29 protein-coding genes are annotated in these 24459 nt (G+C 70.1%); 12 read left to right on the top strand and 17 right to left on the bottom strand.

The annotated features are described in order from the left end of the window. Window positions 1-23: 23 nt before the first annotated feature. The 3 genes from K1T34_RS24085 to K1T34_RS24075 all read right to left on the bottom strand — a co-directional run bounded on the left by K1T34_RS24085 (window position 24) and on the right by K1T34_RS24075 (window position 3296). Window positions 24-821, bottom strand: coding sequence for a TIGR02569 family protein (locus tag K1T34_RS24085; protein ID WP_220246456.1), 798 nt, complete (start codon window positions 819-821; stop codon window positions 24-26). Window positions 822-974: 153 nt separating this feature from the next. Next, window positions 975-2156 (bottom strand): adenylyltransferase/sulfurtransferase MoeZ, encoded by a 1182-nt coding sequence (moeZ, locus tag K1T34_RS24080; protein ID WP_220246455.1) that lies wholly within the window; start codon window positions 2154-2156, stop codon window positions 975-977. 123 nt (window positions 2157-2279) lie between these two features. Further along, window positions 2280-3296 (bottom strand): DUF3152 domain-containing protein, encoded by a 1017-nt coding sequence (locus tag K1T34_RS24075; protein WP_255638679.1) that lies wholly within the window; start codon window positions 3294-3296, stop codon window positions 2280-2282. Window positions 3297-3354: 58 nt separating this feature from the next. Between K1T34_RS24075 and K1T34_RS53480 the strand changes: the two genes are divergently transcribed. Next, window positions 3355-3537 carry a hypothetical protein gene (locus K1T34_RS53480; RefSeq protein ID WP_255638678.1) on the top strand — a complete coding sequence of 61 codons (183 nt, stop codon included), beginning with the start codon at window positions 3355-3357 and terminating at the stop codon, window positions 3535-3537. Between the two features lie 31 nt (window positions 3538-3568). Here K1T34_RS53480 and K1T34_RS24070 read toward each other — a convergent pair whose 3' ends face one another. Beyond that, window positions 3569-4489, bottom strand: a complete 921-nt coding sequence (locus K1T34_RS24070; protein ID WP_255638787.1) for an alpha/beta fold hydrolase — start codon at window positions 4487-4489, stop codon at window positions 3569-3571. A gap of 189 nt (window positions 4490-4678) precedes the next feature. Here K1T34_RS24070 and K1T34_RS24065 point away from each other — a divergent pair, with 189 nt between their 5' ends. Continuing rightward, window positions 4679-5305, top strand: coding sequence for a TetR/AcrR family transcriptional regulator (locus tag K1T34_RS24065; protein WP_220246452.1), 627 nt, complete (start codon window positions 4679-4681; stop codon window positions 5303-5305). A gap of 5 nt (window positions 5306-5310) precedes the next feature. Next, on the top strand, window positions 5311-5994 hold the full coding sequence (locus K1T34_RS24060; protein ID WP_255638677.1) for an alpha/beta fold hydrolase: 684 nt from the start codon (window positions 5311-5313) through the stop codon (window positions 5992-5994). Here K1T34_RS24060 and K1T34_RS24055 read toward each other — a convergent pair. Next, window positions 5975-6889 carry an alpha/beta fold hydrolase gene (locus tag K1T34_RS24055; RefSeq protein ID WP_255638676.1) on the bottom strand — a complete coding sequence of 305 codons (915 nt, stop codon included), beginning with the start codon at window positions 6887-6889 and terminating at the stop codon, window positions 5975-5977. The two genes, K1T34_RS24060 and K1T34_RS24055, sit on opposite strands and share 20 nt — an antisense overlap. Then, window positions 6886-7794 carry a diiron oxygenase gene (locus tag K1T34_RS24050; protein WP_220246451.1) on the bottom strand — a complete coding sequence of 303 codons (909 nt, stop codon included), beginning with the start codon at window positions 7792-7794 and terminating at the stop codon, window positions 6886-6888. The genes K1T34_RS24055 and K1T34_RS24050 overlap by 4 nt, the downstream gene beginning before the upstream one ends. A gap of 54 nt (window positions 7795-7848) precedes the next feature. Between K1T34_RS24050 and K1T34_RS24045 the strand changes: the two genes are divergently transcribed. Both K1T34_RS24045 and K1T34_RS24040 read left to right on the top strand, forming a co-directional pair. Then, window positions 7849-8637: a TetR/AcrR family transcriptional regulator gene (locus K1T34_RS24045; RefSeq protein ID WP_220246450.1), complete on the top strand. Its 789-nt coding sequence runs from the start codon at window positions 7849-7851 to the stop codon at window positions 8635-8637. Window positions 8638-8665: 28 nt separating this feature from the next. Then, window positions 8666-8986, top strand: coding sequence for a DUF4873 domain-containing protein (locus tag K1T34_RS24040; RefSeq protein WP_220246449.1), 321 nt, complete (start codon window positions 8666-8668; stop codon window positions 8984-8986). A gap of 120 nt (window positions 8987-9106) precedes the next feature. Here the strand turns inward: K1T34_RS24040 and K1T34_RS24035 are convergent, their stop codons facing one another. Both K1T34_RS24035 and K1T34_RS24030 read right to left on the bottom strand, forming a co-directional pair. Then, the gene (locus tag K1T34_RS24035) at window positions 9107-9337 is read right to left on the bottom strand and encodes a DUF3107 domain-containing protein (RefSeq protein ID WP_220246448.1); all 231 of its coding nucleotides are present in this window, start codon (window positions 9335-9337) and stop codon (window positions 9107-9109) included. Window positions 9338-9434: 97 nt separating this feature from the next. Next, window positions 9435-10088, bottom strand: coding sequence for a ferritin-like fold-containing protein (locus K1T34_RS24030; protein ID WP_220246447.1), 654 nt, complete (start codon window positions 10086-10088; stop codon window positions 9435-9437). A 289-nt stretch (window positions 10089-10377) separates the two neighbouring features. Between K1T34_RS24030 and K1T34_RS24025 the strand changes: the two genes are divergently transcribed. Then, complete coding sequence (locus K1T34_RS24025) at window positions 10378-12159, top strand: DEAD/DEAH box helicase (RefSeq protein ID WP_220246446.1); 1782 nt, start codon at window positions 10378-10380, stop codon at window positions 12157-12159. Window positions 12160-12194: 35 nt separating this feature from the next. Then, entirely contained in the window at window positions 12195-13574 is a 1380-nt protein-coding gene (locus tag K1T34_RS24020) for a hypothetical protein (RefSeq protein WP_220246445.1), read from the top strand. 95 nt (window positions 13575-13669) lie between these two features. Here K1T34_RS24020 and K1T34_RS24015 read toward each other — a convergent pair whose 3' ends face one another. The 7 genes from K1T34_RS24015 to K1T34_RS23985 all read right to left on the bottom strand — a co-directional run bounded on the left by K1T34_RS24015 (window position 13670) and on the right by K1T34_RS23985 (window position 17755). Continuing rightward, complete coding sequence (locus tag K1T34_RS24015; RefSeq protein ID WP_220246444.1) at window positions 13670-13840, bottom strand: hypothetical protein; 171 nt, start codon at window positions 13838-13840, stop codon at window positions 13670-13672. Further along, window positions 13831-14388 (bottom strand): hypothetical protein, encoded by a 558-nt coding sequence (locus tag K1T34_RS53475; protein ID WP_255638675.1) that lies wholly within the window; start codon window positions 14386-14388, stop codon window positions 13831-13833. Before K1T34_RS53475 ends, K1T34_RS24015 begins: the two co-directional genes overlap by 10 nt. 41 nt (window positions 14389-14429) lie before the next feature. Next, entirely contained in the window at window positions 14430-15290 is an 861-nt protein-coding gene (locus tag K1T34_RS24005; RefSeq protein WP_220246443.1) for a PD-(D/E)XK nuclease family protein, read from the bottom strand. 161 nt (window positions 15291-15451) lie between these two features. Further along, window positions 15452-16081 (bottom strand): MarC family protein, encoded by a 630-nt coding sequence (locus K1T34_RS24000; protein WP_220246442.1) that lies wholly within the window; start codon window positions 16079-16081, stop codon window positions 15452-15454. Window position 16082: 1 nt separating this feature from the next. Further along, window positions 16083-16955, bottom strand: coding sequence for a PHP domain-containing protein (locus K1T34_RS23995; RefSeq protein WP_220246441.1), 873 nt, complete (start codon window positions 16953-16955; stop codon window positions 16083-16085). Window positions 16956-17010: 55 nt separating this feature from the next. Further along, a complete protein-coding gene (locus K1T34_RS23990) occupies window positions 17011-17571 on the bottom strand; it encodes a PH domain-containing protein (RefSeq protein ID WP_220246440.1) in 561 nt (186 codons plus the stop codon). A gap of 19 nt (window positions 17572-17590) precedes the next feature. Beyond that, a complete protein-coding gene (locus tag K1T34_RS23985; protein WP_204091374.1) occupies window positions 17591-17755 on the bottom strand; it encodes a hypothetical protein in 165 nt (54 codons plus the stop codon). Window positions 17756-17925: 170 nt separating this feature from the next. Between K1T34_RS23985 and K1T34_RS23980 the strand changes: the two genes are divergently transcribed. Next, entirely contained in the window at window positions 17926-18327 is a 402-nt protein-coding gene (locus tag K1T34_RS23980; RefSeq protein ID WP_220246439.1) for an NUDIX hydrolase, read from the top strand. Window positions 18328-18570: 243 nt separating this feature from the next. Here the strand turns inward: K1T34_RS23980 and K1T34_RS23975 are convergent, their stop codons facing one another. Next, the gene (locus K1T34_RS23975) at window positions 18571-19686 is read right to left on the bottom strand and encodes a DUF2332 domain-containing protein (protein WP_220246438.1); all 1116 of its coding nucleotides are present in this window, start codon (window positions 19684-19686) and stop codon (window positions 18571-18573) included. Between the two features lie 347 nt (window positions 19687-20033). Between K1T34_RS23975 and corA the strand changes: the two genes are divergently transcribed. The 4 genes from corA to K1T34_RS54480 all read left to right on the top strand — a co-directional run bounded on the left by corA (window position 20034) and on the right by K1T34_RS54480 (window position 23191). Beyond that, window positions 20034-21122 (top strand): magnesium/cobalt transporter CorA, encoded by a 1089-nt coding sequence (gene corA / locus K1T34_RS23970; RefSeq protein WP_220246437.1) that lies wholly within the window; start codon window positions 20034-20036, stop codon window positions 21120-21122. A 207-nt stretch (window positions 21123-21329) separates the two neighbouring features. Next, a complete protein-coding gene (locus tag K1T34_RS23965) occupies window positions 21330-21980 on the top strand; it encodes a metallophosphoesterase (RefSeq protein WP_220246436.1) in 651 nt (216 codons plus the stop codon). Further along, window positions 21977-22819 carry a chromosome partitioning protein ParB gene (locus K1T34_RS23960; protein ID WP_220246435.1) on the top strand — a complete coding sequence of 281 codons (843 nt, stop codon included), beginning with the start codon at window positions 21977-21979 and terminating at the stop codon, window positions 22817-22819. Before K1T34_RS23965 ends, K1T34_RS23960 begins: the two co-directional genes overlap by 4 nt. Window positions 22820-22840: 21 nt before the next feature. Then, entirely contained in the window at window positions 22841-23191 is a 351-nt protein-coding gene (locus K1T34_RS54480) for a ClpX C4-type zinc finger protein (protein ID WP_220246434.1), read from the top strand. Here K1T34_RS54480 and K1T34_RS23950 read toward each other — a convergent pair. After that, complete coding sequence (locus K1T34_RS23950; RefSeq protein WP_220246433.1) at window positions 23177-24358, bottom strand: S9 family peptidase; 1182 nt, start codon at window positions 24356-24358, stop codon at window positions 23177-23179. The genes K1T34_RS54480 and K1T34_RS23950 overlap by 15 nt on opposite strands. Between the last annotated feature and the right edge of the window lie 101 nt (window positions 24359-24459).

Genomic DNA, 24459 nt, shown 5'->3' with positions numbered 1-24459 from the left:
CCTCACGGTGAGGTCGGAAAAACTCAGAGGATCGCGCTGACCTCACGCGCCGCCGCGCGCAGACCGTCGAGCGCCGCGCCCGTCGAACGCGGGTTCAACGCGTTGGCCGCCAAGCGGAACAGCACCGCGCGAAGCAGCAGCTGCGGCCACTCCGGCAGGTGCGCCCAGCGGTCGAGCAGCTCGCCGGTGGCGCCGCCCCACGCCAGGGCGTCGACGGCCACGATCGCCGCGCCCCACTCGCCCGGCCGGTAATACGGCACGAAGTCGACGATGCCGGGCGCCGCGTCACCGTCGAAGAGCACGCCCGCGAGCAGCTCGCCGTGCGCGACCTGCAACGGCAGCTTGATCGGCCGGCGCGACGGCGCGAGCACCTCGAACCAACGACCGCCCTTGGCCTCGTCGAGCGGGCGATCGAGCTCTTCCCACGCGATGCGGTCGGCCACCGCGTCGAGGTCGTCGCGCGCGGACAGGAAATCGGGCCGCGGCAGGTCGGCCGTGGCGCGGTGGAGCTTCACCGCCGCGAGCATGGCGCCGTCGACGTGGTTCTCGGCCGCGCCCGAGACGTAGCGCCACGCCGACCAGTCGCCGACGATCCAGCGGCCGTCGCTCGCGCGCACCGGCTTCGCGATCCGCAGGCCTGGGTCGTCAGCGTGCTCCAGCGCGCGGGCGGTCCACAACGTGCGCGAGCGGTCGGAAACCGGCTTCAGCACCAGCTCGCCGCAGCGCCAGGCCGTCGAGTCCGGCAACGCCGAAACGAGGCCGATGTCGCCGCCGAAGGCTGCGCACACCCGCTCAGGTGGCCGTTCGAGAGTGGACCTCACGAGAACCGAAGGTACCCGCCTGTGCGCGCCACGAACGAGAAGACGCGCTGGTCACGGAACGCTTTCATATTTCCGACACACCCGCCGCCACGCGCCCAAAACGCCAGGAAGGCCTCCCCGGCGAACCGGGGAGGCCTTCCTGCGCGGGAACCGTCAGTAGGTGGGCAGGCTCGGGTCGATCTGCTTGGCCCAGGACAGGATGCCGCCACCGAGGTGCGTGGCGTCCTTGAACCCGGCCGCGTGCAGAGCGGCCAGCGCCTCCGCCGAACGCGCACCCGACTTGCAGTGCAGCACGATCGGCTTGTCCTGCGGCAGCTCGGCCAGCGCCTCGCCCGAGAGGATGCGGTCCTTCGGGATCAGCGTCGCGCCCTTGATGTTCACGATCTCGTACTCGCCGGGCTCGCGGACGTCGATGAGGGCGAAGTCGTCGCCGTTGTCGAACTTGGCCTTGAGCTCCGCCGGCGTGATCGTGCTGCCCGAAGCGGCCTGCGCGGCCTCGTCGGACACCACACCGCAGAAGGCTTCGTAGTCGATCAGCTCGGTGATCTTCGGGGTCTCCGGATCCTTGCGGATCTTGACCTCGCGGTACTTCATCTCCAGCGCGTCGTAGCTGATGAGCCGCCCGAGCAGGGGCTCACCGATGCCGGTGATGAGCTTGATCGCCTCGGTCACCATGATCGAGCCGATGGACGCGCACAGCACGCCCAGCACACCACCCTCGGCGCACGACGGGACCATGCCCGGAGGCGGCGGCTCCGGGTAGAGGTCGCGGTAGTTCAGGCCCTTGCCGTTGGGCGCGTCTTCCCAGAAGACGCTGACCTGGCCTTCGAAGCGGAAGATCGAGCCCCACACGTACGGCTTGCCCAGCAGCACGGCGGCGTCGTTGACCAGGTAGCGCGTGGCGAAGTTGTCGGTGCCGTCGAGGATCAGGTCGTACTGCTCGAAGATCTCGAGCGCGTTCGCCGACTCCAGCCGCTCGACGTGCAGGTACACCTTGACCAGCGGGTTGATCTCGGCGATCGACTCCTGCGCCGACGCGGCCTTGAGCTTGCCGACGTCGGACACCCCGTGGATGACCTGGCGCTGCAGGTTCGACTCGTCGACCACGTCGAAGTCGATGATGCCGAGCGTGCCGACACCCGCCGCGGCGAGGTACAGCAGCGCGGGGCTGCCGAGGCCGCCGGCACCGATGACCAGGACCTTCGCGTTCTTCAGCCGCTTCTGCCCGGTCACCCCGACGTCCGGGATGATGAGGTGGCGGCTGTACCGGGCCACCTCTTCCTTCGTGAGCTCCGCAGCCGGCTCAACGAGCGGCGGCAGTGCCGTGTCTGACATCGGGTCCTCCATACTCGCGTGGATCGCGTAGTCAATCCCAGTATCCACAACGCCCACAGGCAAGGTGGGCTTCCCGGCGTCCGGATCGTGGGACGAGGGTTGCTTTGTACGGCGGGACCGGTTCTACGCGGGCGGCGTCGGGTTCGGCCAGGCGTTGGGCACGCAGACGTGGTGGTCGGAGGCCACCTTGCCCTTGTCGCCGCCGGGGATGTTGTTGAGCATCGCCACATAGTCGTCGGCGACGCCGAACGACTGCTGCATCATCACGGGCGCCGGGTCCCCGGTCGCGGGACAGCCGACGTGGATGTTGCCGAGCGCGTGGCCCACCTCGTGGTTGATGGCGTACTGCCGGTAGCCCGTCATGTCCGCGCCGTAGGCCTTCGCGCCACGCACCCAGCGGGCGAGGTTGATGAGCACGCGGCCCATGCTGCGGCGGTAGCAGGAGGCCTCGAACTTGATCTGAAACCCGCACGCGTCGGCGCGGTGCGTGGTGTTCGGCGTGGTGAGGCTCACGCGGAAGCTCGGGTCGGGGTAGCTCGCGTCCACGCGCTGCAGCCGGATCTTGCCGTTCCACGTCCAGCTGCGCGGGTCGGACAGGATGCCCTGCACGGCCGTGGCGAAGCTGTCGTCGCCGGCGTAGCTGGACGGGTCGATGCCGTCTTCGACCTCGACGGTGTAGGTGTACAGCTTGCCGCTCTTGCCGACCGTCGGGCCGGAGCCCGGCACGACGTGCCAGGTGCCCTTGCCGCTCTCGGTGTAGTTGCCGCCCGTGGGCAGCTCGGCCGTCGGCACGTTCACGTCCGCCGGCTTGGCGGGGTTCTCGGGGATGGCCTGGCCGCCGTCGATCGCGCCGGCCGCCGCGTCGCCCACCGCCGATTCGCCGGTGCCCGCGGTGGTGGTCGAACCGGGCTCGGCCGGGCTGGTGGCCGTGTTCACCACGACGAGCGCGGTGATGACGACCAGGATCGGCAGCGCGTACACGCGCCAGCCGTAGGTCTTCACGAACCCGCCGACGCCGCGCTTCTTCGCGGCCGGCCTGCGGGCGGCGGGCTTCTCCTCGTCACCCTTCGGCTGCCACGACGCCTTCAGCGGCTCCGCGCTGGTGCGCCGGGAGCCGGGGCGGTAGCGGTCCTCGCCCACGCGCTGGGCGGGCGGCTTCGACGGCCGGAACTGGCCGACGCGCGGGGAGCCCGTGTCCGTGAGCGATGCGTTCCTGGAGCTGGTTGACGAACTACTCGACGAATTCTTTGACGAGGCCGACGTCGCACGCCTGGCTGAACCGGCGTACGAGGCTCGCCGGTCGTCTCCTCGTGCGTCCTTCGGCCGGTCCACCGCCCCAGGGTGCCATATCCGAACCGTGATGCTCTCGGCGACCGGCTGATGACCGAGAGATGATCTGTCACTCGTTCGGACTACCAGGTGCCCTTTTCGGCGGCCTCCCACAACCCCAGAACGGCCCGCGCTACGACATTCGGGCGTTCCATCTGAGCCACGTGCCCGGTTCGGGGAAGGACCAGCAGCCGGGCGTGTCGGAGCAGCCGCGCGGTGCGGGGCGCGCGCCGCACGGAGATCACCCGGTCGTGAAGGCCCCAGACGACGAGTGTGGGGATGCTCACCCGCGCCGCGACGGACCACAGCGACGCGTCACCGACCGCGCTCCAGCGCCGGAAAATGCCGAACGTGCTGCGCGCCATCGCGGGCGCGGCCCAGGCCAGCGCCGCGCGGGCGCCGTGTTCCTCGGTCAGCTCGTCGAGCCGCTGCTCGGGGAACTTCGCCAGGTCGTAGAAGCACAGCTTGATGACCTGCGCCGCGCGTTCGCGGGCCGTCATCGAGGCCAGCCGGCGGCGCACGCGCGCGCCCACCACCGGCAGGTACGCCAGCGCCATCAGCGGGTCCGACAGCCGCCGCGGGTCCGGGCGGCGGTCGGGCATCGCCGGCGAGATCAGCGTGAGCGTGCGGACCAGCTCGGGGCGCGCCGCGGCCACGAGCAGCACGACCGCGCCGCCCATCGAGTTGCCGACCAGGTGCACCGGCCCCGCGTCGAGGCCCTCGATGTAGCGCGCGACGACCTCGGCGTGCTCGTCGAGACTGAAGTCGAAGCCGGCGGCGGGCTCTGAAAAGCCGAAGCCCGGCAGGTCGATCGCTCGGCCGCTCGCGGTGGGCGCGAGCAGCGCGGCGAGGTCGGTCCAATTGCTGGACGACCCGCCGAGCCCGTGCACGTAGACGGCGACGGTACCGTCGGGTCCAGGGGTGCGGCGTACGTTCAGCGAAACACCGCCCACGTCCTCGACAACGCCAGGCCAGGGCGGCAGCACCGGCTCGAGCGCGGGCAACGGCGCCGTGGACAGCGGCACGTGAGTCACAGCCGGGCACACCGCCGTCGCGGTCGCCGGGCGCGTCGTGGATGTGGTCACCACCCCAGGATGCCCGACACTTGGCGTTCCGGGCGTACCCGCGAGTAATCTCAAACCCGCTTCACGCGGCGGTGCTACTGCCCGGCGAAGCCGTGGACGGGAGGAAGAATGACGGAAATGGCGCGACTGCAGCAACGAGGCGTTCGGCTGCCCAGGACCGAACGCCGCGCCCAGCTGCTGACGGCCGCGCAACGCGTCTTCGCCGAAAACGGCTATCACGCCGCGGCCATGGACGAGATCGCCGAGGAGGCGGGCGTCAGCAAGCCCGTGCTGTACCAGCACTTCCCCGGCAAGCTGGACCTCTACATCGCGCTGCTCGAAAGTCACGTCGACGACCTGGTGAGCCGCGTGAAGGGCGCGCTCGACTCGACGAGCGACAACCGCCAGCGCGTGCCGGCCACGGTCGGTGCCTTCTTCGACTTCGTGAGTGAAGACGCCGGCGCGTTCCGGATGGTCTTCGAGAGCGACCTGCGCGGCGAGCCGGCCGTGCAGGAGGCCGTGGACCGCGCGGTGTCCGCCAGCGTCGAGGCCATCACCGAGACCATCACCGCCGACGCCGGCCTGGACGAGGACAAGGCCCGGCTGCTCGCCGTGGGCCTGGTGGGCATGTCGCAGGTCTCGGCGCGCTACTGGCTGCAGCACAACCAGTCGATGTCCCAGGAGGAAGCCGTCGCGCTCACGGCCAACCTCGCGTGGCGCGGCATCGGCGGTGGCTTCCCGCTCAAGGACGGCTGACGCGCTTGGCCCCGCTCGTGGTGGCCGTCCCCGGCACGCTCTGCAGCCCGGCGGTCTTCGGTCCCCTGGCGCGGGCGTGGCCGGGCGTCGTGCACGCCGTGGACTGGATGTCGGCGCCCGGGCCGTGGCGGATCGAGGACGTGGCCGAGCGGATCGCTTCGCGGATCGACCGGCCGGTGCTGCTCGTGGGGCATTCGACGGGTGGCTGCATCGCGTTGCGGCTCACGGCGAAACACCCCGAACTGGTGGCCGGGCTGCTGCTCGCGAACACCGGTGCGCACATGCGGGGCCACGGTGACGTCGACGGGATCCTTCAGACGATTTCGCAGGCTTGGGGGCCGGAGCTGCACGCGGCGGTGCTGGACCGGTCGTTCGCTTCACCGTTGCCGGTGGAGCTGCGTGACGACCTGCTCGCGTACGCCGCGCGCGTGCCGCAGGAGGCCGCGCTGGAGGTGCTGACGAGCCAGCGCGATCTCGACCTGACGCCGGAGCTCGCGTCGATCCGGTGTCCGGTGCGGGTGCTGCACGGCGTCCACGACCGGGCTCGGTCCGTGGCGGACGCGCGCTACCTGGTGGAGCACCTGCCGGACGCGGAACTGACCACAGTGGACACTGGGCACACCCCCGTGTTCGAGGATGTGCCCGCGACCGTCTCGGCTTTGAAGTCCCTTATGGAGCAGGGGTCCTAGCCGGCAGCAGGGTCTTGATCCGCGCGGCGACTTCGGCCGCGCGTTCCTGCGGAAGCATGTGGCCGGCGCCCGGGTAGCGGATGAACTCGGCGTCGGGCAGCTCGTCGGCGATCACCTTCGCGTGCGGCAGCGGGCACAGCCGGTCTTTCTCCCCCGCCAGCACCACCGCGGGCACGGTCCGCAGTGCGCGCAAGGCCACGCGGCAGTCGTGCACGGAGATCGCGTCCTGGAACTCGCCCAGGCTCGCGGGATGCGCGCACAGCAGCTGGTCGACGACGCTGTTCACGTCGCCGCGCTTCGGATTGTCGCCGAACACCAGGAACCGCGCACCGGACCGCACCATCGCCGGGCTCAACGGCAGCCGTTCGCCCTTGCGGTGCGCCAGCGCCTTGGCCAGCCGCCGCTCGAACCGCGCCGACATCGCCCCTGCCGGCCCGGGCATGCCGAGCGTGATCCGGTCCATCTGGCCCGACGACGTGGCCACGAACGCCACACCGGCGACGCGCGCCTTCAGCAGGTCCGGATGACGTTCGGCGAGCGCCATGATCGTCATGCCGCCCATCGAATGGCCCGCCAGCACGAGCGGTCCGTTCGGTACGCGTTCGGCGATCAGCTCGGCGAGGTCGTCCGCGAGTCGCGGGATCGTCGCCGCCCCCCGTCGAGCCGGCGACGATCCCCCGTGGCCACGCAGGTCGTAGCGCAACACCCGCGTGGCCGGTCCGAGGTGCCGGACGACGCCGTCCCACGTGCGGTGGTCCTGCGTCCAGCCGTGCACCAGCACGAGCGTGACCGGTGCGTCTGCCGGACCGGACGTCTCGACGTGCAGGGCGGCACCGTCGCCGGCCATGAACCGATGGTCGCGCGCCGGGTCACGCAGCCGTTCGAGCGTGGTCACTTGCCCTCCGGCAGCAGGAAGGACTTCTTCCAGAAGTAGCGGCCCGGCAAGCCGACCAGGCCCGACTCCTGCAGGAACGGCATGATTTTCTCGCCGGCCCACGCGATCGTCGCGCGCCAGTGCGGGTTGTTCAGCGCCGCTTCGACGCCGTCGCGCGGGCGGATGCCGACGGCCTTGTAGACGTTGGGGTTGATGAACGCGCGCGTGACGAAGTACGAGATCAACGCGATGATGAACTGCTGGTAGGCGATCTCGTGCTTGCCCAGCTTGGCCATCCCGCGCGTGACTTCTTCGCGCGCGAAGGTCACGTGGCGCGCTTCTTCGAGCACGTGGATGCGGTTGACCATGCGCACCAGCGGCTGCACGTTCTCGTCCACCATCTGCTCGCGCTGCAGGCGGTCGAGCACCTCTTCGGCCACGAGGATCGCGCCGTAGCGGGCGGGGCCGTAGGAGATGGTGGGCATGAGCTTCGCGAACTGGCGCAGCGCCGGCACCGGGCCGTACGCGGGGCAGCCGATGCGCGCGGCCATGCGGGCGAACATCGTGGAGTGGCGGCACTCGTCGGCGATCTCGGTGAGGGCGAACTGCGCGTGGGAGCTCGTGGGGTCCTCGTCGTAGACCTCCTTGAGCAGCATCTGCATCAAGAGGATCTCGAACCACAGGCCGGTGGTGGCGACACTCGCGACCTCGTGCTTGCCGAGCTCGATGCGCTGCTCGGGGGTGAGCCCGTCCCAGAGTTTCGTGCCATAGAGCGACGAGCGCTCGGGGAGGATGTAGTTCTTGCCGTCGACGAGCGGTGCGTCCCAGTCGATGTCGACATCGGGGTCGTAGAACTTGTTCGCCGAAGACTTGAGCAGCCGGTCGGCGGTCTTCTCCCGGTCGGTCTCCTTGAGCGTCCGCGTCATCGCTCGCCCTCTCTCCTATAGCTGTAACTTGAGGTAACAGTTACCTCTGGTAGCATGACCCGGGTGATCGAACGTGTCAAGCGCTCCAGCAAGCAGTCCGGCAAGCACCCGGCTCCGGGGGAAGCCGCGACCGGTGACGCCCGGCGCGACCGGTGGCGCAAGCACCGCATTGCGCGCCGGGCGGAGTTCGTGGAGGCCGCGCTGCGGGCGCTCGACAGCCATGGTCCGGACCTGGGCATGGAGGACGTCGCGGCCGAGGCCGGCGTCACGAAACCCGTGCTGTACCGGCACTTCGAGGACAAGGCCGACCTGTATGTGGCGCTCGGGCAGCGCGGGACGGAGATCCTCTTCGAGCGCCTGATCCCGGCGATCAACGCGGAACTCGCGCCCGTGCCGCGCATCCGGATGGCGCTGGACGCGTTCTTCTCCGTGATCGAGGAACACCCGAACCTCTACCGCCTCCTCGCCCGCGGCGGCCTGCACGAGAAGACGGTGAGCGACTCCGACGTCGTCGCCGAGGACAAGGAAGTCATCGCCACCGCGCTGACGGCCCTGCTCGGCGACTACATGCGCATGTTCTCCATGGACTCCGGCGCGGCGGAACCGTGGGCGCACGGGATCGTCGGCATGGTCCAGAGCACCGGCGAATGGTGGCTCGACCGCCGCTCCATGAGCCGCGACTCCGTGGTCGAGTACCTCACGCAGATCATCTGGGCGGCCATCGACGGGCTCACCCGCCAGCACGGCGTGGTGATCGACCCGAACCTGCCGCTGGAGGAGAACAAGGTCGTCCAACTCGGACGCGCCAAGACCGACGCCCCGGCGGACAGCGACGCGGGCTGAGCTGTTTTCCATCGTTGGGAGGCTTTTCATGAGCGACGAAGACGGTTACGCCGGCACTGCGACCCTCGTCGTCGCTGGCGTGGAAATGGCTGTGCAGGTCGACCTGCGCGGCCACTTCCAGCCGATCGACGGGTATTACCACTGGTACGGGCGGATTTCCGCCTCGGGCGAGCTGACCGCGGCGGTGGGCGGCCGGAAGAAGGCTTGCACGGTCGTGGTGGAGGATCGTTCGGCCGACGGTGAGCTGTCGGATCCGGACCCCTGGGGGCGGTACCGGATCACGGGGACGTCCACGCCGCCGTTTTCGGTGCCGACGAGCTTGGAAGAAGTCGAAGCAGCGACTGCCTGATTCGGGGCCCAGCGACTCGCCAAAGCTCCCCAAGACATGAAAAAGCCGCCCCGGGCCAAAGCCCAGGGCGGCTTTTTCGTCAAACCGCGAAAACTCGAGAACCGCCAGAACTCGCGAGCCTCAGTCGCCGACGCCGAAGCCGACCTTGCGGACGTCCGAGGGGGCGATCTCGACGTACGCGATGCGGTCGGACGGGACGATGTACTTGCGGCCCTTCTCGTCGTTGAGGCGGAAGAGCCCGTCACCGGCCGTCAGGGCCTCGGCGACCAGCTTCTCCACCTCGTCGGCGGTCTGGCCACTGGACACCACCAGCTCGCGCGGCGTGTCCTTGATGCCGATCTTGACCTCCACGTGGGACCTCCGCTGGAAATTCGTTGTCGTTACGCCTGGCAAGGCTAGCCCAACCGCAGCGCTGCGGTGTCGCGCCACCGCGTGGTGAACCGGCACTTCAGCCGAGACCGAGCGCCTGCATGCGCTTCGTGTGCCCCTGCTGCAACCGCCGGAACAACCCGGCGATTCCCGACAGGTCGCCGGAGCCGGCGACGATGAGTTCGGCCAGGCCATCGCGTTCGGCGACCACGTACTGGGCCTGCGTGAGGGCCTCGCCCAGGAGCCGGCGGCCCCACAAAGCGAGCTTGTCGCGCGTCTTCGGGTCGGCCTTGATGCCTGCGGCGACTTCGCGCTCGGCGAACGCGGAATGACCCGTGTCGGCGAGGACGGTGAGCACCAGGTCCTTCGTCTCCGGGTCGAGCCAGCTGGCGATCTCGCGGTACAAATCCGCCGCGAGGCCGTCGCCGACGTAGGCCTTGACCAGCGATTCCAGCCACGACTTGGGCCGCGTCGAGGCGTGCCACGCGTCGACCTGGGCCACGAACGGGCGCATGGCGTCGTCGACGGACACGCCGTGGCCGGCGAGGTGGGCCGACAGCATGTCGAAGTGACCGATCTCGGCCGCGGCCATGGAGGCGAGCGCGGCGCGGCCGGCGAGCGTCGGCGCGGTGCGGGCGTCCTCGGCCATCCGGTCGAACGCGGAAAGCTCGAGATAGGCGATCACGCCGAGCAGGTCGACGACACCTTCGCTGATCTCTTTCGGGTCGGTCACGGCGACGAGGGTATCGCCGAACCCGTGGTCGACGCCGTGAAGAGACCGATCCCACGCCGCGCCGTCGCGCCCGGTAGTGTTGAAAAACTCCTGACCAGGTACACTGCGGAAGAATTGACAAGGCTTCCGCACGTCTTCTGGCTGCGGGAAACAGGCGGGCGACCGGCGCCACCAGGGCTGCCGGGGCTCGCTGCAATTGTGCGTGCACGCCTCCAGCGGCATTCCCGGGAGGGCGGCTGCGGCGCCGGATCCTCAAGGTGCCTGCCCAGACCCCCCGGTCGAGTGTCGAGTGACAACCGGCCTGTGCGCGCTGGTCACGAGAGAGGCGATCACCCTGACCGCAGAACAGTCCACAACCGAAGAAACCACCACCCCCGCAGTCGCGCTGGAGCACAGCGAGACCGGCCCGGCCGCGCTCGACACCTCGCACCCGCTGCAGGCGGGCGTCGAGGTCGAGCCCGAGGCACCCACCTTCGCCTCGTTCGGCGTGAAGCCGGAGATCGTGAAGGCGCTGGGCGAGGCCGGCATCGAGCGCACGTTCGCCATCCAGGCGCTCACGCTGCCGCTGGCCATGGCGGGCGACGACCTCATCGGCCAGGCCCGCACCGGCATGGGCAAGACGCTGGGCTTCGGCGTCCCGCTGCTGCACCGCGTGCAGGTGCCCGGCGACGGCACCCCGCAGGTGCTGGTCGTGGTCCCGACCCGCGAGCTGTGCATCCAGGTCGCCAACGACCTCAAGGGCGCCGGCAAGCACCTCGGCATCCGCACGCTGGCCATCTACGGCGGGCGGCCGTACGAGCCGCAGATCGACGCGCTGCGCAAGGGCGTCGACGTCGTGATCGGCACCCCGGGCCGCCTGCTCGACCTGGCCGAGCAGCAGCACCTGGTGCTGGGCAAGGTCCGCGGGCTCGTGCTCGACGAGGCCGACGAGATGCTCGACCTGGGCTTCCTGCCCGACATCGAGCGCATCTTGCGGATGGTGCCGGACGAACGGCAGACGATGCTGTTCTCCGCCACGATGCCGGGCCCGATCATCACGCTGGCGCGCACGTTCCTGCGTCAGCCCACGCACATCCGCGCCGAGGAAAACGACGCGAGCGCGATCCACGAGCGCACCACGCAGTTTGTCTACCGGGCGCACTCGATGGACAAGCCGGAGGTCATCGCCCGAGTGCTGCAGTCCGAAGGCCGCGGACTCACCATGATCTTCAGCCGCACCAAGCGCACCGCGCAGAAGGTGGCCGACGACCTGGTGGAGCGCGGCTTCGCGGCCGCCGCCGTGCACGGTGACCTCGGCCAGGGCGCTCGCGAACAGGCGCTGCGCGCGTTCCGCTCGGGCAAGGTCGACGTGCTGGTGGCCACCGACGTCGCGGCTCGCGGCATCGACATCGACGACGTCACGCACGTCATCAACTACCAGTGCCCCGACGACGAGAAGACCTACGTGCACCGCATCGGCCGCACCGGCCGCGCGGGGCGCACGGGTGTCGCGGTCACCCTCGTCGACTGGGACGAGATGCCCCGCTGGAAGCTGATCTCCGACACGCTGGGTCTGGACAAGCCGGAGCCGGTGGAGACGTACTCGTCGTCGCCGCACCTGTTCAGCGACCTCGGCATCCCAGAGGGCACCACCGGCCGGCTCCCGCTCGCGAAGCGGACCCGCGCCGGGCTGGCCGCCGAGGAGGAAGAGGACCTGGGCGGCAAGCGCCGTGGCCGTGGTGGCCGGGGCGCCGGTTCTGCTTCTGACGACGACGCCGCGCCGCGCAAGCGCACGCGGGCTCCGCGCAAGCGCACCCGTGGTGGTGCGAATGCGGCTGAGGCGGTCGAGAAGGCGGACGCTGCTGCTTCCTCCGACTCCGCTGCGTCGGGTTCAGGTTCGGGTGAGGAGCGCTCGCGCTCGCGTCGCCGCACCCGTGGTGGTGGCGGTGGGGAGTCGACCGGCCCTGCCGGCGCGGCCACCGCGTCGGCCTCGGCTTCGGGAGAAACCGGAGAAACGGGTGAGCGTCCGGCACGTCGGCGCCGTCGTCGCCGCCCCTCCGCGACGTCTGATACACCTGCGTCGGCAGACTGAGGGGACCAGCGGAGCCGACGGCGGGAGTCAGGTACGTGAGCGACCACGAAGACGGCGCACCGGACCAGTCTGAACCGGACGTTCCGGCTTTTGTACCGCCTTCGGACTCCGGGGTGGTTTCACACCGCCCCCTCGGCACCGAAGATGTTTTGCCCCCGTCGCAGAGCTCTGCGAGCACTGTGACGGGGCCTCCCGTTCGCGCGCGGCGCTCGCCGTGGAACAGCGGGCGGGACCGCGTGATCGCGGCGTTGATCGCCGTGGTCGTGGTGGTCGTGACGCTGGTTGTCGCGTTGAACAGCGACAACCTGCACACGAGCCGCGCGCTCGCTTCCCCGCCGCCGACGTTGCCGCCGGCGCCCACGGCCGTGCCGGGTTCGATGGCGCAGCTGTGGCAGGCGCCCAGCTCGGCCACGCCCGTGCCGATCGGCGAGGGCGACACCGTGACCACCGCCGACGGCGGCGAGGTCGCGGGCCGCGACCCGCTCACCGGGCAGATCCGCTGGCACTACACGCGCGAGAACCTGCAACTGTGCACTGTGGACACCGCGTGGGGGCGCGTGAACGCGGTGTACCACAAGGCAATGGGCTGCAGCGAGGTCACGCAGCTCGACCCCACCACGGGCCAGATCACGGCCCAGCGCAACGGCGACGCGGAGCTCGGCACCCAGCTCGTCAGCGACGGCAGCCACGTGACCACCACCGGCAAGCACCTGCTCGACACCTGGCGCGACGACCTCGTGAAGAGCATGGAGTACGGCCAGGTCCCGTTCATGGTCAACCCGAACAAGCAGCCGCGCACGGGCTGCACGTACGGCACGGTCGCCGCGGCCGCCGAGAAGGTCGGCGTGATCGAGCGCTGCCCCGGTGATCCCCACGACCGCCTCACCGTTTACAAGGCCACGGCCGAACACGAGGACGAGCCGCAGGTCGTCTTCAGCACCATCCTGGCCGGCTCGCGCGCCCGCGTGATCGCCATGTCCGGCGACTTCACGGCCGTGCTGCTGCCCGACCAGAAGCTCCTGGTCATCTACGGCCCGGACGGCAACGAGCGTTCCGCGTACCCGATGGACCTGCCGGCCAGTGATTTGGCCGGCGACCCCGCGGGCGGCGTCGAACAGACCACTCGCACCGACAGCGGCGTGTACTGGTTCACGGGCACCAAGACCGTCGCCCTGTCGCGCGACGACCTCACCCCGCGCTGGACCCTCGACAGCACCCGCGGCCCCGGCATCACCTTCGCCCGCCAGCTCGTCGTCCCCATCAACGGCGGTTTGGCCGTGCTCAACGAATCCAACGGCGCCACGATCCGCACGGTCGGCGTCGACCGTGGGGCGTACCGCGGGGTTGTGCGGCTTACGGCTTTGGGGCCGGTGCTGCTTGAGCAGCGCGGTCCTGTGGTTGCCGCCCTGCGCTAGCGATCGTGACGATCTCGCGGCACGGTGCCCTCGGGGTCGACGGCGGTCTCGGTGAACGTGACAACAACGCCGCCGACGACCGACTCGACCTCGTGCTACAGCCGGAGGGGACGCGGCTGGGAGACCGTGACCGGGTGAGCGGGAATCCAGTCCTCCCAAGCCTTTGCCTGCGGGTGGCACGTCTCGAACGCGAACCTTCCGCCGGGCCGTAGGACGTCGTACAGCTCCGCCGCTTCGTCCTCGGACAGCACCCGGGTCAGGCCCACCAGAACACGGTGAGCGCCACGAACGTGACCACCAGCACCCCGATGCCCGCCAGCCCGGCGGCGCGGCCGTAGCGCCGATCCGCGACCCGCTGCAGCACCAACGCGACCACCGCGGCGACAGGGTGGCCCACCAGCAACAGCACGCTCGGCCCCGGCGCCCCGGTTGCGAGGCAGACCGCGCCGACACCCAGCACGCCCACCGCCAGCACGGCCAGTCCCGCGGCGATCGACCCGGTGAACCCCCGCCACCACCGCCCGCGCGGCTTCCCCGCGCCGACGGCCTCGATCCGCTGTGGCGCCGCGACGGGCACGTACTCGGCCGGCGTCTCGGCCGAGTGCGTCGCCGTGGTCGGGTCGGGCTCGGCGTCGACGGCCGGCGACTCGGCGGCAGACGCTTCCGCGACAGGTTCCGAAGGCTCACCGTGCTCGTCAGCCTCAGCCGACGGAGGTTCGGCGTGGGCGTCCGACGGAGGGGTGCCCTCGCGAGTGGCGACGTCCGCCGCGGCCAAGGGGGCGGTGGTCAGTTCCTCGGTGTCGGGTGAGGCCACGGTGGGGGGTCCGTCCAATCGTCGGCTCGAAGGGAGGGCGGTCAAGGCGCCAGGAGGTCCCACGGTTGGGACGCGGGCGCGGCCTGCTGGCCTTCCGCGCAGCTCGGGCGGAAGTCGCACCAGGAGCAGCGGCGGTCGGGGCGGGCGGGGAACAGGGCGTCGCCATCGGCGCCTGCGTCGAGGGTATCCGTGGCCAGGCGTAAGTCGCCCGCGGTTTCTTCGGCGCGTTGGAGGTGGCGGCGGAGCGAGTCGGGCGTGTGCTCGGCCGCGGCGATCGTGCCGGTGGGCAGGTGGTGGAGCTCGACCTTGGTGCAGGGCATGCGAAGTGTGCGCGAAGAAGCGACCGCGTACATGGCCAACGCCTGCGAAGCGCGGGCCTCGTACTCGTCGGGAGCGCGTCGGCCGGTCTTGTAGTCGACGATGACCAGTTCGCCGCCGCGCCGGTCGATGCGGTCGGCGCGGCCCTCGATGATCATCGTTGGCTGCCCGCCGGTGGTGCTGACCGGCGCGGACACCCAGCGCTCGAGGCCGATCGGGTCCTCGGTGACGTCGTGGTCCTCCACGTACTCCCCGACCCAGCCCTTGGCCCGCGCCCGGTAGCGCGCGGCCTGCTCGGCGTCCTCGAACCCCGCGTCCTTCCAGTACTCGCCCACGAGCGCCATCGCGCGCTGCGCGGTGCGCTTGGCGACCGGCAAGTCGAACAACGCCCGCAACGCGTTGTGCACCACCGCGCCCAGCGTGCTGTGCGCCCACGGGCCGGTGCGTTGCGGCGTCGGGCGCTGCAGGTAGCTCAAGCGGTAGCGGCGCGGGCAGTCCTCGAACGTGCTCAGCCGCGCCGGCGACACCTTCGTGAGCCGCTGCGGCTGCTCGACGCCGAAATCGAACCCCAGCTGTTCCTTCACTCGACCCCCGTTCGGTTCCGGCGTCCACGCTACGCACCACCACCGACACTTTCCGGCGCGGGGGCGGCCCTCAGCCGAACGCCGCGGCTCCCTGCCCGGCAACCGCGAAACCGTGTCGGTGCGCGAGATCCACGCCTCGGGCAGCGACCGGCCGGCCGAGCCTAGAAGTTCCCGGCGATGAAGCCCTTCACGGAGTTCGCCACCAGCTCCACGGCGATCGCCGCCAGCAGCAGACCCGCGATCTTCGCGACGAGCGTGATGCCGCTTTCCTTGATCAGCCGGATGACCACACCCGAGAAGCGCATGCACGTGTAGATCACGAAGTGCACGGCGATGATCGCGCACCCCAGCGCGATGTAGGCGCCGAGGTGGCCGTCGGCCTGGCGGACGAACACGATCGTCGCCGCGATGGCGCCCGGGCCGGCGAGCAGCGGCGTGCCGAGGGGCACGAGGGCAACGTTGACGTCGTCGGTCGCTTCGGGTTCGTTGCCGCCCTTGCTCGTGAGCAGCTGCAGCGCGATGAGCAGGAGCAGCAGGCCGCCGGCGCCCTGCAGCGCGGGGATGCCGATGCCGAGGTACGCGAGGATCGCCTGCCCGGCAACAGCGAACAGCGTGATGACCAGCAGCGAAACCAACACCGCTTGGCGCGCCGCCTTCACGCGCGTGGCCATCGGCTTGCGGCCGACGAGGCTCAGGAACACCGGCACCGTGCCCGGCGGGTCCATGATGACGATGAGCGTGATGGTGGCGCTGATGAACAGCTTCGCGTCGAAGAACTGCGCGACGCCCATCTCAGCCCTTCACGATCTGCGACCCGGTGGCGCGCGCGACGAGCTGCTCGAACTGACCGGGGTCGGTCGTCTCCTGGCCGAGGCCGATCGTCTTGTTCGTGCCGTGGTAGTCGCTCGACCCGGTGCGGATGAGCCCCAGCTCGTCGGCGAGCTCACGCGTGCGGACGCGCGTGGCCGGCTCGTGGTTGGGGTGATCCACCTCGACGCCGGTCAGGCCACGGCGGGCGAGGTCACGCAGGGTGTCCTCGCTGATCGTCGCGCCGCGGCTGTAGGCGAACGGATGCGCGATCACCGTGACGCCACCCGCGGCGACGATCATGTCGATCGCCTCTTCGACGGGGGTGTCGTGGCGCGGCACGTAGTAGCCGCGGCGGCTGCCGAGGTACTCCGCGAAGGCCTCGTCGACGCTCGACACCAGCCCGGCGCGCACGAGCGCCTGCGCGAGGTGCGGCCGGCCGGCCGGCGAGTCGGCGGGCAGCAGGCCCATGATCTCGTCGGCGTCGATCGGGAGGCCGTCGGCGGCCATGCGGGCCGCCATCGCGCGCAGCCGCGTGCGGCGTTCGGCCCGCAGGCGCGTCTGCTCGGCGACCAGCGCGGGCGCGGTCGGGTCGAAGAGGTACGCGAGCAGGTGCACGCTGATCCGCCAGCCCGTTTCCGGGTCGACGGACACGGTGGACAGCTCGGCGCCGGGGACGAGAGTCAGCCCGGGCGGGACGGCCGCCGCCGCCGGAGCCCAGCCGGCGGTGGTGTCGTGGTCGGTGATCGCGACCACGTCGAGGCCGGACCGGACGGCGGCTTCGACGAGCCCGGCAGGGCTGTCGGTGCCGTCGGAGGCCGTGGAGTGGGCGTGCAGGTCGATGCGCATCGTGACCATTCTCGACGATGCGCTGCGTCACAGCGACGCCGGTACCTGGGACAACGCCCGCAGGTCAGCCGACGGGCTTCTTGCCCCTCGCGGCACGCTGCGCCTTGATCATGGAGAAGCGCTCGGCCTGCTTCTGCTTGTCGCCGAACACGAGCTCCGAGATCGTGTCGTAGAACTCCTCGGGCCGAGGCAGGTAGTCGATGCGGTTCAGCGCCTGGATCTGACCGGCGGACTCGACGACCATCGTCCCGTAACCGAGCACCCGGCCCCAGCCGGGCCGCTCGTAGGTGAGGTCGGTGACCTTCGTGATGGGCATCATCAGCACCTTCGTGGTGATGACGCCCTTGGTCAGCACGAACCGCTTGTCCGTGACGACAAGCCGCTCGACCCACCACTGGACCACCGCGTAGGCGAACCGCAGCACGACCAGCAGCGCGACGTACCAGAGGATGTTCTGCACCACCCACAACGACGGTGGCAGCAGGTACGAGACCAGTACGCAGACGGCGAGCAGAGCCGCCGCCTCGAACGTGTCCCAGAGCAGGACTGCCCAGTGGCGGCGGATGCGGATGACCCGCCGCTCAGTGTCGAGCAGGTACTCGTCAGGGTCGCGTGGCGCGAACATGTCTCGAGGTTATCCTCCGTCAGCCGTTGAACACGTTGCTGACGAACGAGACCACCGATTCGGCCGAGCTACGGAGGAATTCGACGATGTTGCCGACGAGTCCCGCCGCCTGATTCGGCTGAGCGATCACGAAGAACAGCACCAACGCGATACCCACGAGACCCGCAAGCTTCTTCGCGTTCACAGCGATCAATCCCGTCTCTAAACGTGGCACCGGAAAACTGACTTTCTATGTTGTACCGCACCAACCACCCACGCGGCAGGAAAGTCCCGCGCATGGGTCAGCAGGCCGTCCGAAGTGTACCGTATGGCTACTCTCCGTGTACAGCGTGACGAATCCAGGGGTTGACACTCATGGCCATCCGAGTGCCCTGCGTGGGCGGCATCGTGTTCGACGACCAGGGCAGACTGCTGCTCATCCAGCGCGGTCACGATCCGGGCAGGGGTCTCTGGTCGTTGCCCGGCGGCCGGGTCGAACAGGGCGAAACGGACATTGAAGCCGTCGTCCGCGAGCTGCGGGAAGAGACCGGACTCGACGTGACACCGCACGCATTCGTGGGCATGGTCGCCCGCGGCCCCTACGACATCCGGGACTACGAGTGCACCGTCGCGGCCGGAACCCTCACCGCCGGCGACGACGCCGACGACGCCCGCTGGGTCGACTCGGCCGAACTGGTGGAACTGGACGCCTCAGGCCTGCTCGTCGACTTGCTTTTCATCACACTGCGTGACTGGGGTGCGCTACCAAGGGCCTGAGTCAAGTCGGTGCATTTCCGCGGTGCGTCGATTGCTTGCGCGAATGTTTGTGGATTTCGTACGTCGGTGAATGGTGTTATCCCCGCACCGATCGCCGGATGAGCACGGGAAATGTGGGTTGAGCAATTCCACATCAATGCCTGTGCATGTGAGGACGCATAGGCGAGCGGTGCGCGGGTGTGACTGATGGGGTGAATGTGACACAGGTGACACAGCGTGCAGCTGGTGCGCCTGCGCGAACCGTCAGGCGGGCAGCCAGGTCATGCGCTGCCCGCGCGGCGTGGTCCGGGCCAGCGCACGGGCCACAGGCTTGCCGTCGGACCACGAGACCAGGCCGAGCACGCAGGGGTCCGACAAGCCGGGCGCCGGGGCGTCCAGGTCGGTGCGATCCGGCATCACGAGCTTGAGGCCGGCCGAGTAAGAGCCCTCCGTGACCCACCACAGGGGGCGCGTAGCCGCGAGCGAAGCCAACGCGGCCACGAAGTCGGCCCGGCGGTCGCCGAAGTAGGCCAGCGCGTGGCTGGTGAGGACCACCAGCGGCAGCTCGGGCGGCAACGTGGCCGCGGCCGCGGCCAGGTCGTCCACGCCGTCACCGGCGATCAGGGGCGGGACGTGCTTGCGCTGTTCCGCGGCGGCCGTGCGAAGGAGCCGGATGCGATCCGGCTGGTCGGCCCAGACGCAGGCTTCCAGCCAGGCCAGCTCGTCCTCGTCGGCGAGGTCGACGGGGGCACGGTCCAGACCGGCGCGCGCGGCGATGGAGACCTTCTTCGGCAGCTTCGGCAGCACCGCGCCGGGCGCGAGGTCCAGGGCGCAGTGCAGGCCGACGGCGGCCTTGGCGGGTCCGGCGACGAGCTGCTCGCCGCCGTCGCACTGGTAGCGGTAGGAGAAGCGGTCGAGGCCGAGCAGCAGACCCGCGCTGCAGCCGACCTCGAGCAGGGCGATCTTGCCGCCCGCTTCCTTCGCCGCCGCCGCGACCGCGGGGTACACGAGCGACGCGCGGCGGACCTCGTTGGTCTGGGTGTAGCGCGTCGAAATGATCTGGCGGGCCTTGTCCGCGCGCTCCAGCAGGAAGGTGCGGAACAGCGGCCAGGTCTCGTTGTCCACGCCGTCGAAACCGCCCAGTGACGGGTAGTAGCGCGACAGCGGGTGGATTGGGTCGGCCTGGATGAGGCGGTGGGCCGCGGCCAGCAGCAGGGTGCCGCGGGCCTCGCCGCCGCGGGCGTCGGTGAGCAGGCCGGCGACGTCGTCGTCCTCGGCCGACTGCGTGGCGAGGTGGTCGTACAGCGGCGAGACGCCGCGCGCCTCGACCTCGGCGAACCTGCGCAACCGCTGCTTGATCTCTTCCAGGGCGATGGCCACCCGTGTTCCTCCTCGAAACAACTCCCGGCCGGGTAACGCCGCCTGAGCCACTTGCGACACTCACCGGTGGTGAGGAGTACCCTCGACCATTGGTGTTCGTGCGTCAACGCGAGCCCCACCACTCTCCGCGTCTTACGATCGCGCCGGCCTGAAGGAGGTGAGGAACGCCCCATGAGTAGTGGCGATAGTCCGCTCCCTAGTAGTCCCAGCGTTCCCGCCGAGCCGGCCGGCCGATTTTTCTCCTGGTAGGTCCGGCGAACAGGGAACGCCGGTGATGCCGGACGGACGCTGAAGTCCGCCTGGCCGTCGTCTTTGTGTTCCACCACGACGCCAGCCCAGGAGATCCCATGCCTGCCATCCCCTCCCTCGGAGGCCTTCGCGGCCGCGGCGGCAGCCGCACCAAGCCGATGCTCGAGCGGCCGATCCCTGTGCCCTTGTCGGCGTACGTCGTCGACTGCGCGGTGTACGTCGACGGCGCGCGCTTGCCCGGCCGCTGGACGCATTCCGACGCCATCAAAGAGGTGCGCAAGCGGCACGCGGGGTTCGTCTGGATCGGACTGCACGAACCGGACGGAGAGCAGATCCAGGGCATCGCCGACACGTTCGGGCTCCACGAGCTGGCCGTGGAAGACGCGCTGGAAGCCCACCAGCGGCCGAAGCTCGAGCGCTACGACGACACGCTCTTCTTGGTGCTCAAGACCGTCCGCTACGTGGAGCACGAGTCGCCGACCACGGCCAACGAGATCGTCGAGACCGGCGAGCTCATGGTGTTCCTCGGCCGCGACTTCGTGATCACCGTGCGCCACGGCAACCACTCCGGCCTCGCCCGGCTGCGCCGCGACATGGACGACGACCAGGAGCGCCTGAGCCTCGGCCCGGCCGCGGTGGTCCACGCCATCGCCGACCACGTGGTGGACCACTACCTCGAGGTCTCGAGCCGCATCGAGTCCGACATCGACGAGATCGAGGCGCAGGTGTTCGCGCCGCGCTCGCTGGTGAGCGCCGAGCAGATCTACCTGATGAAGCGGGAAGTGCTGGAGCTGCGCCGCGCCGTGCTGCCGCTCGCCACGCCCGTCTCGCGCCTGGCCGAGGGCTACACGCGGCTGGTGCCCGACGAGGTGCGTTCGTACTTCCGCGACGTCGCTGACCACCTCGTGACCGTGTCCGAGCGCGTGGCCGCGTTCGACGAGCTGCTGAGCACCCTGGTCGACGCCACCGTCGCGAAGATCTCGCTGCAGCAGAACACCGACATGCGCAAGATCACCGCGTGGGCCGCGATCATCACCGTGCCCACGATGGGCGCGGGGATCTACGGCATGAACTTCGACTACATGCCCGAGCTGCACTGGAAGTTCGGCTACCCGATCGCGGTCACGGTGATCTTCGCGATCTGCCTGCTCCTGTACCGAATATTCCGGAAGAACGGCTGGCTCTAGGCCGCCACGCGGTCCCCGTTCCTTCACCCGGTAGCGCTACAGGAGTACTCCCATGCCTCGTTTGCTGACCAACCTCAAGTTCTGGGCCCTGACCCTCGGGATCGTCTGGATCCTCGGCATCGTCACCGTGATCACCCTCAACCCGGGTTTCTCTCACGGCATGAAGTGATCGCGTGAAGTAACGCTGTCAGGCCTTACTCTGGGCGCATGCCCAAGGCGCTGGTGGTGGCCGACGAGGTCGACGAGCGGCTGTGGACCGGTGCGGTCCGCTCGCTGGACGTCGACCTCGTGGTCGCCGCCGGCGACCTGCCCTACGACTACCTCGAGTTCCTCGCCGGCGCGCTCGACGTGCCGTGCGTGTTCGTGCCGGGCAACCACGATCCCGACCTGAGCGGTTACACCCGTTACGGCGGACTGTCCATGAAGGACGGTTTCCCCACCGAATGGCCCGGCCCCGCGGGCGGGATCAACGCCGACGGACGCGTGGTCGACGTCGCCGGGCTCCGGTTCGCCGGGCTCGGCGGCTCGATCCGGTACAACGAGGGCCCGAACCAGTGGACCCAACGCCAGCAGTCGCGCCGGGCCCGCGGGCTCGAGTGGCGCGCGAAGTGGCGCCGCCGCGACGGGCACGAGGTCGACGTGCTGCTCACCCACGCCCCTCCGCTGCACCTCGTCGACCGCGAAGACCCACCGCACCGCGGTTTCGCCTGCCTGCACCGCACGATCGCCACGCTGCGGCCGCGCTGGCTGCTGCACGGCCACATCCACCCGCACGGCGAACCGGTGCCCGACCGCGTGGTCGGCACCACCCGCGTGCGCAACGTGGTGGGCCACCGGATCATGGAGTTCCCGCGATGACCAGACCCACGGGTTTCCCGCGCGCCGACGCCGAACACGACTTCCTGCGCGCCCGCCGCGGCCAGGTCCTTTCGCGACTGTCCACCTGGCTGCGCCGCGAGCCCGACGACGTGAACATCATGCTGCCGTTCCACGAAGTCGTCGACGCGCTGGGTTACGCCGGCGAGTCGCGCATCGGGCCGCGAGTGATCACTTTGGACTCGATCGTGGGCACAGTGGACCGCAGCCGCGACTTCGACCGCCGCTTCCGCCCCACGTCCGGGCGCGTGCGCGAACGCTGGGAGCGGCTCGCGCTCGCGGCCCGCCGCGGGGAGGCGATCCCGCCGATCGAGGTGTATCGCGTGGGCGAGCTGCACTTCATCATCGACGGTCACCACCGCGTGTCCGTCGCCCACGCGCAGGGTCTGTCCACAATAGAGGCTCAGGTCACCGCGGTGCGCACGAAGCTCAACCCCAACGGCATCCGCTACCGCGGCGACCTGATCGTGAAGGACTACCGGCGGCTGTTCCTCGAACGCGTGCCGCTGACCGGCCACGCGCGGGCGTCTGTGATCATGTCGGACCCGTGGGACTACGCGCAGCTCGGCGAGCACGTGGAGGCGTGGGGCTTCCGGCTGATGCAGGACGAGGGCCGCTTCACCGATCGCGCCAACCTCGCGCAGCGCTGGTTCGACGAGGAGTTCACGCCCGTCACCGGCATGCTCCGCCAGGCCGACCTGGTCGGCGACCGCACCGACGCCGAGGCCTACCTGTGGGTCGCCGCCGAGCGCTACCGGCTCATCCGCACCCACCGCTGGGACGACGACGTGATCGAGGCGCTGCGCTCCCGTCGCCCCTGACATGTTCCTGGGGAGGTCTCGATGACCGACGACAGCTACTGCTCGTTTTGCCTCAAGCGCGCCGACGAGGTCAGCAAGCTCATCTCCGGCGCGGGTGTGTACATCTGCGACGGCTGCGTGAGCCTGTGCGGCGAGATCCTCGCCGGGCAACAAGAGCCGGCCACGCCGGAAGTGACGCTGTGGGAACTGAAGTCCGACGACGAGATCCTGCAGAGCATCCCGCGCATGGCCATGGTGAGCGCCCAGGCCGACGCACGCATCCAGGCCCAGGTGGACCTGCTGCGGTCGCGCGGAGTCGCGTGGGCGCGCATCGGCGAAGCACTGGGCGTGACGCGGCAGTCAGGGTGGGAACGGTTTTCAGCCGACAAGTGAGGTGGACAGGGTCCGGTGCAGCCATGGATAGACGGTGCCCGTCCACACCTGCTGGCCGAGGCCTGCGCAGTGACCGTCGACGCCTTCGGCCGCGGTGAGCTGGACGACCTGGGCTTTGGTGGTGAGCGCGTCGCGCAGTGTCGGGCCGCCGCCGGCCGTGAAGTCGTGTTCGGACTCCACGAGCAGGGCCGGGCAGGTGATGTTCGCCGCGTCGGCGAGCATGGTGAACCGCCGCAGCTCGGCGAAGTACTCGCGGACGGAGTCGATGCCGTGGGCGGCCATGCGGGCGCGGAAGAACTCCGCGCGGTCGGCGTTGCGCCGCATCTGCACCCGCACCACGGGCGCGGCCGCCAGCGCGGCCGGGCCGGACGGCACCCGCGCGCCGAGGTCCGGCTGCGCCGGGTCGCACACGAGCGCGGCGATCCGGTGCTCGGCGGTCGCGGCGCGCGGCGCGAGGTAGCCGGCGAACGACCGGCCGACGAGCACCACCTGCGCCGGGTCGACCTCGGGCCGGTCGAGCAGCCAGTCGAGCACGGGGGTCAGCACGTTTTCGAAGTCGTGGCGCAGGTACCGGTGCTGGACGTAGAGCGTCTCGCCCTGCCCGGGGCCGTCGAACACGAGCACGTTGTAGCCGCGGTCGACGGCGCCGGGCACGTCGAGCCAGCCGGACTCGGCCGTGGAGTCGTAGCCGCACGGCAGCACGACGGTCGGCCGCGGCGTGCTGGACGCGTGCGGCGCGAAGAAATAGCCGTGCAAAGTCGTGTCCTCGTACGGGATCCGCACCGCTTCGGCGGGGTGTTCGAGGAGCTTCGCGGCCTCCGCGAACGCCTCGACGTGACCGCGGTACGCGGACTGCAGCCGTGGATCGTCCACATCGGACCGAATGAAGAAGTACGCCTGCCGGAAGTACTCGCTCGCGCGCAGGAACGCGTGGCGCGCGCTCACGCGGTCCCCCGCGGCCAGCGCCGAGTCCGCCACGACGCGCGCGCGGTCCGCGGTGGCCGACCACGCGTCGTACCAGCCGCCGCCGGAGAGCTTGCCGAGGCCGCGCGCGGTCGCGAACGCCTCACCGAGGTCGGCCGCGTGCACCACCGCGGCGTTGAGCGTGCGCGCGAACTGGCCGTCGTAGCTCGGATCGCGGAAAAAGACCTTCGCCGGGTCCGTCATGTCCAGTGAGTCGGGTGAGCCGCGGCGCGGGTTACCGGTGTTGAAAAAAGAACGGTCCCTTCCCGGCCGAGCAGGGAAGGGACCGTTCACCCCGATCAGCG

The organism is Amycolatopsis sp. DSM 110486 (assembly GCF_019468465.1).
Taxonomy (GTDB): domain Bacteria; phylum Actinomycetota; class Actinomycetes; order Mycobacteriales; family Pseudonocardiaceae; genus Amycolatopsis.
This window is presented reverse-complemented; position numbering and strand designations above follow the sequence as displayed.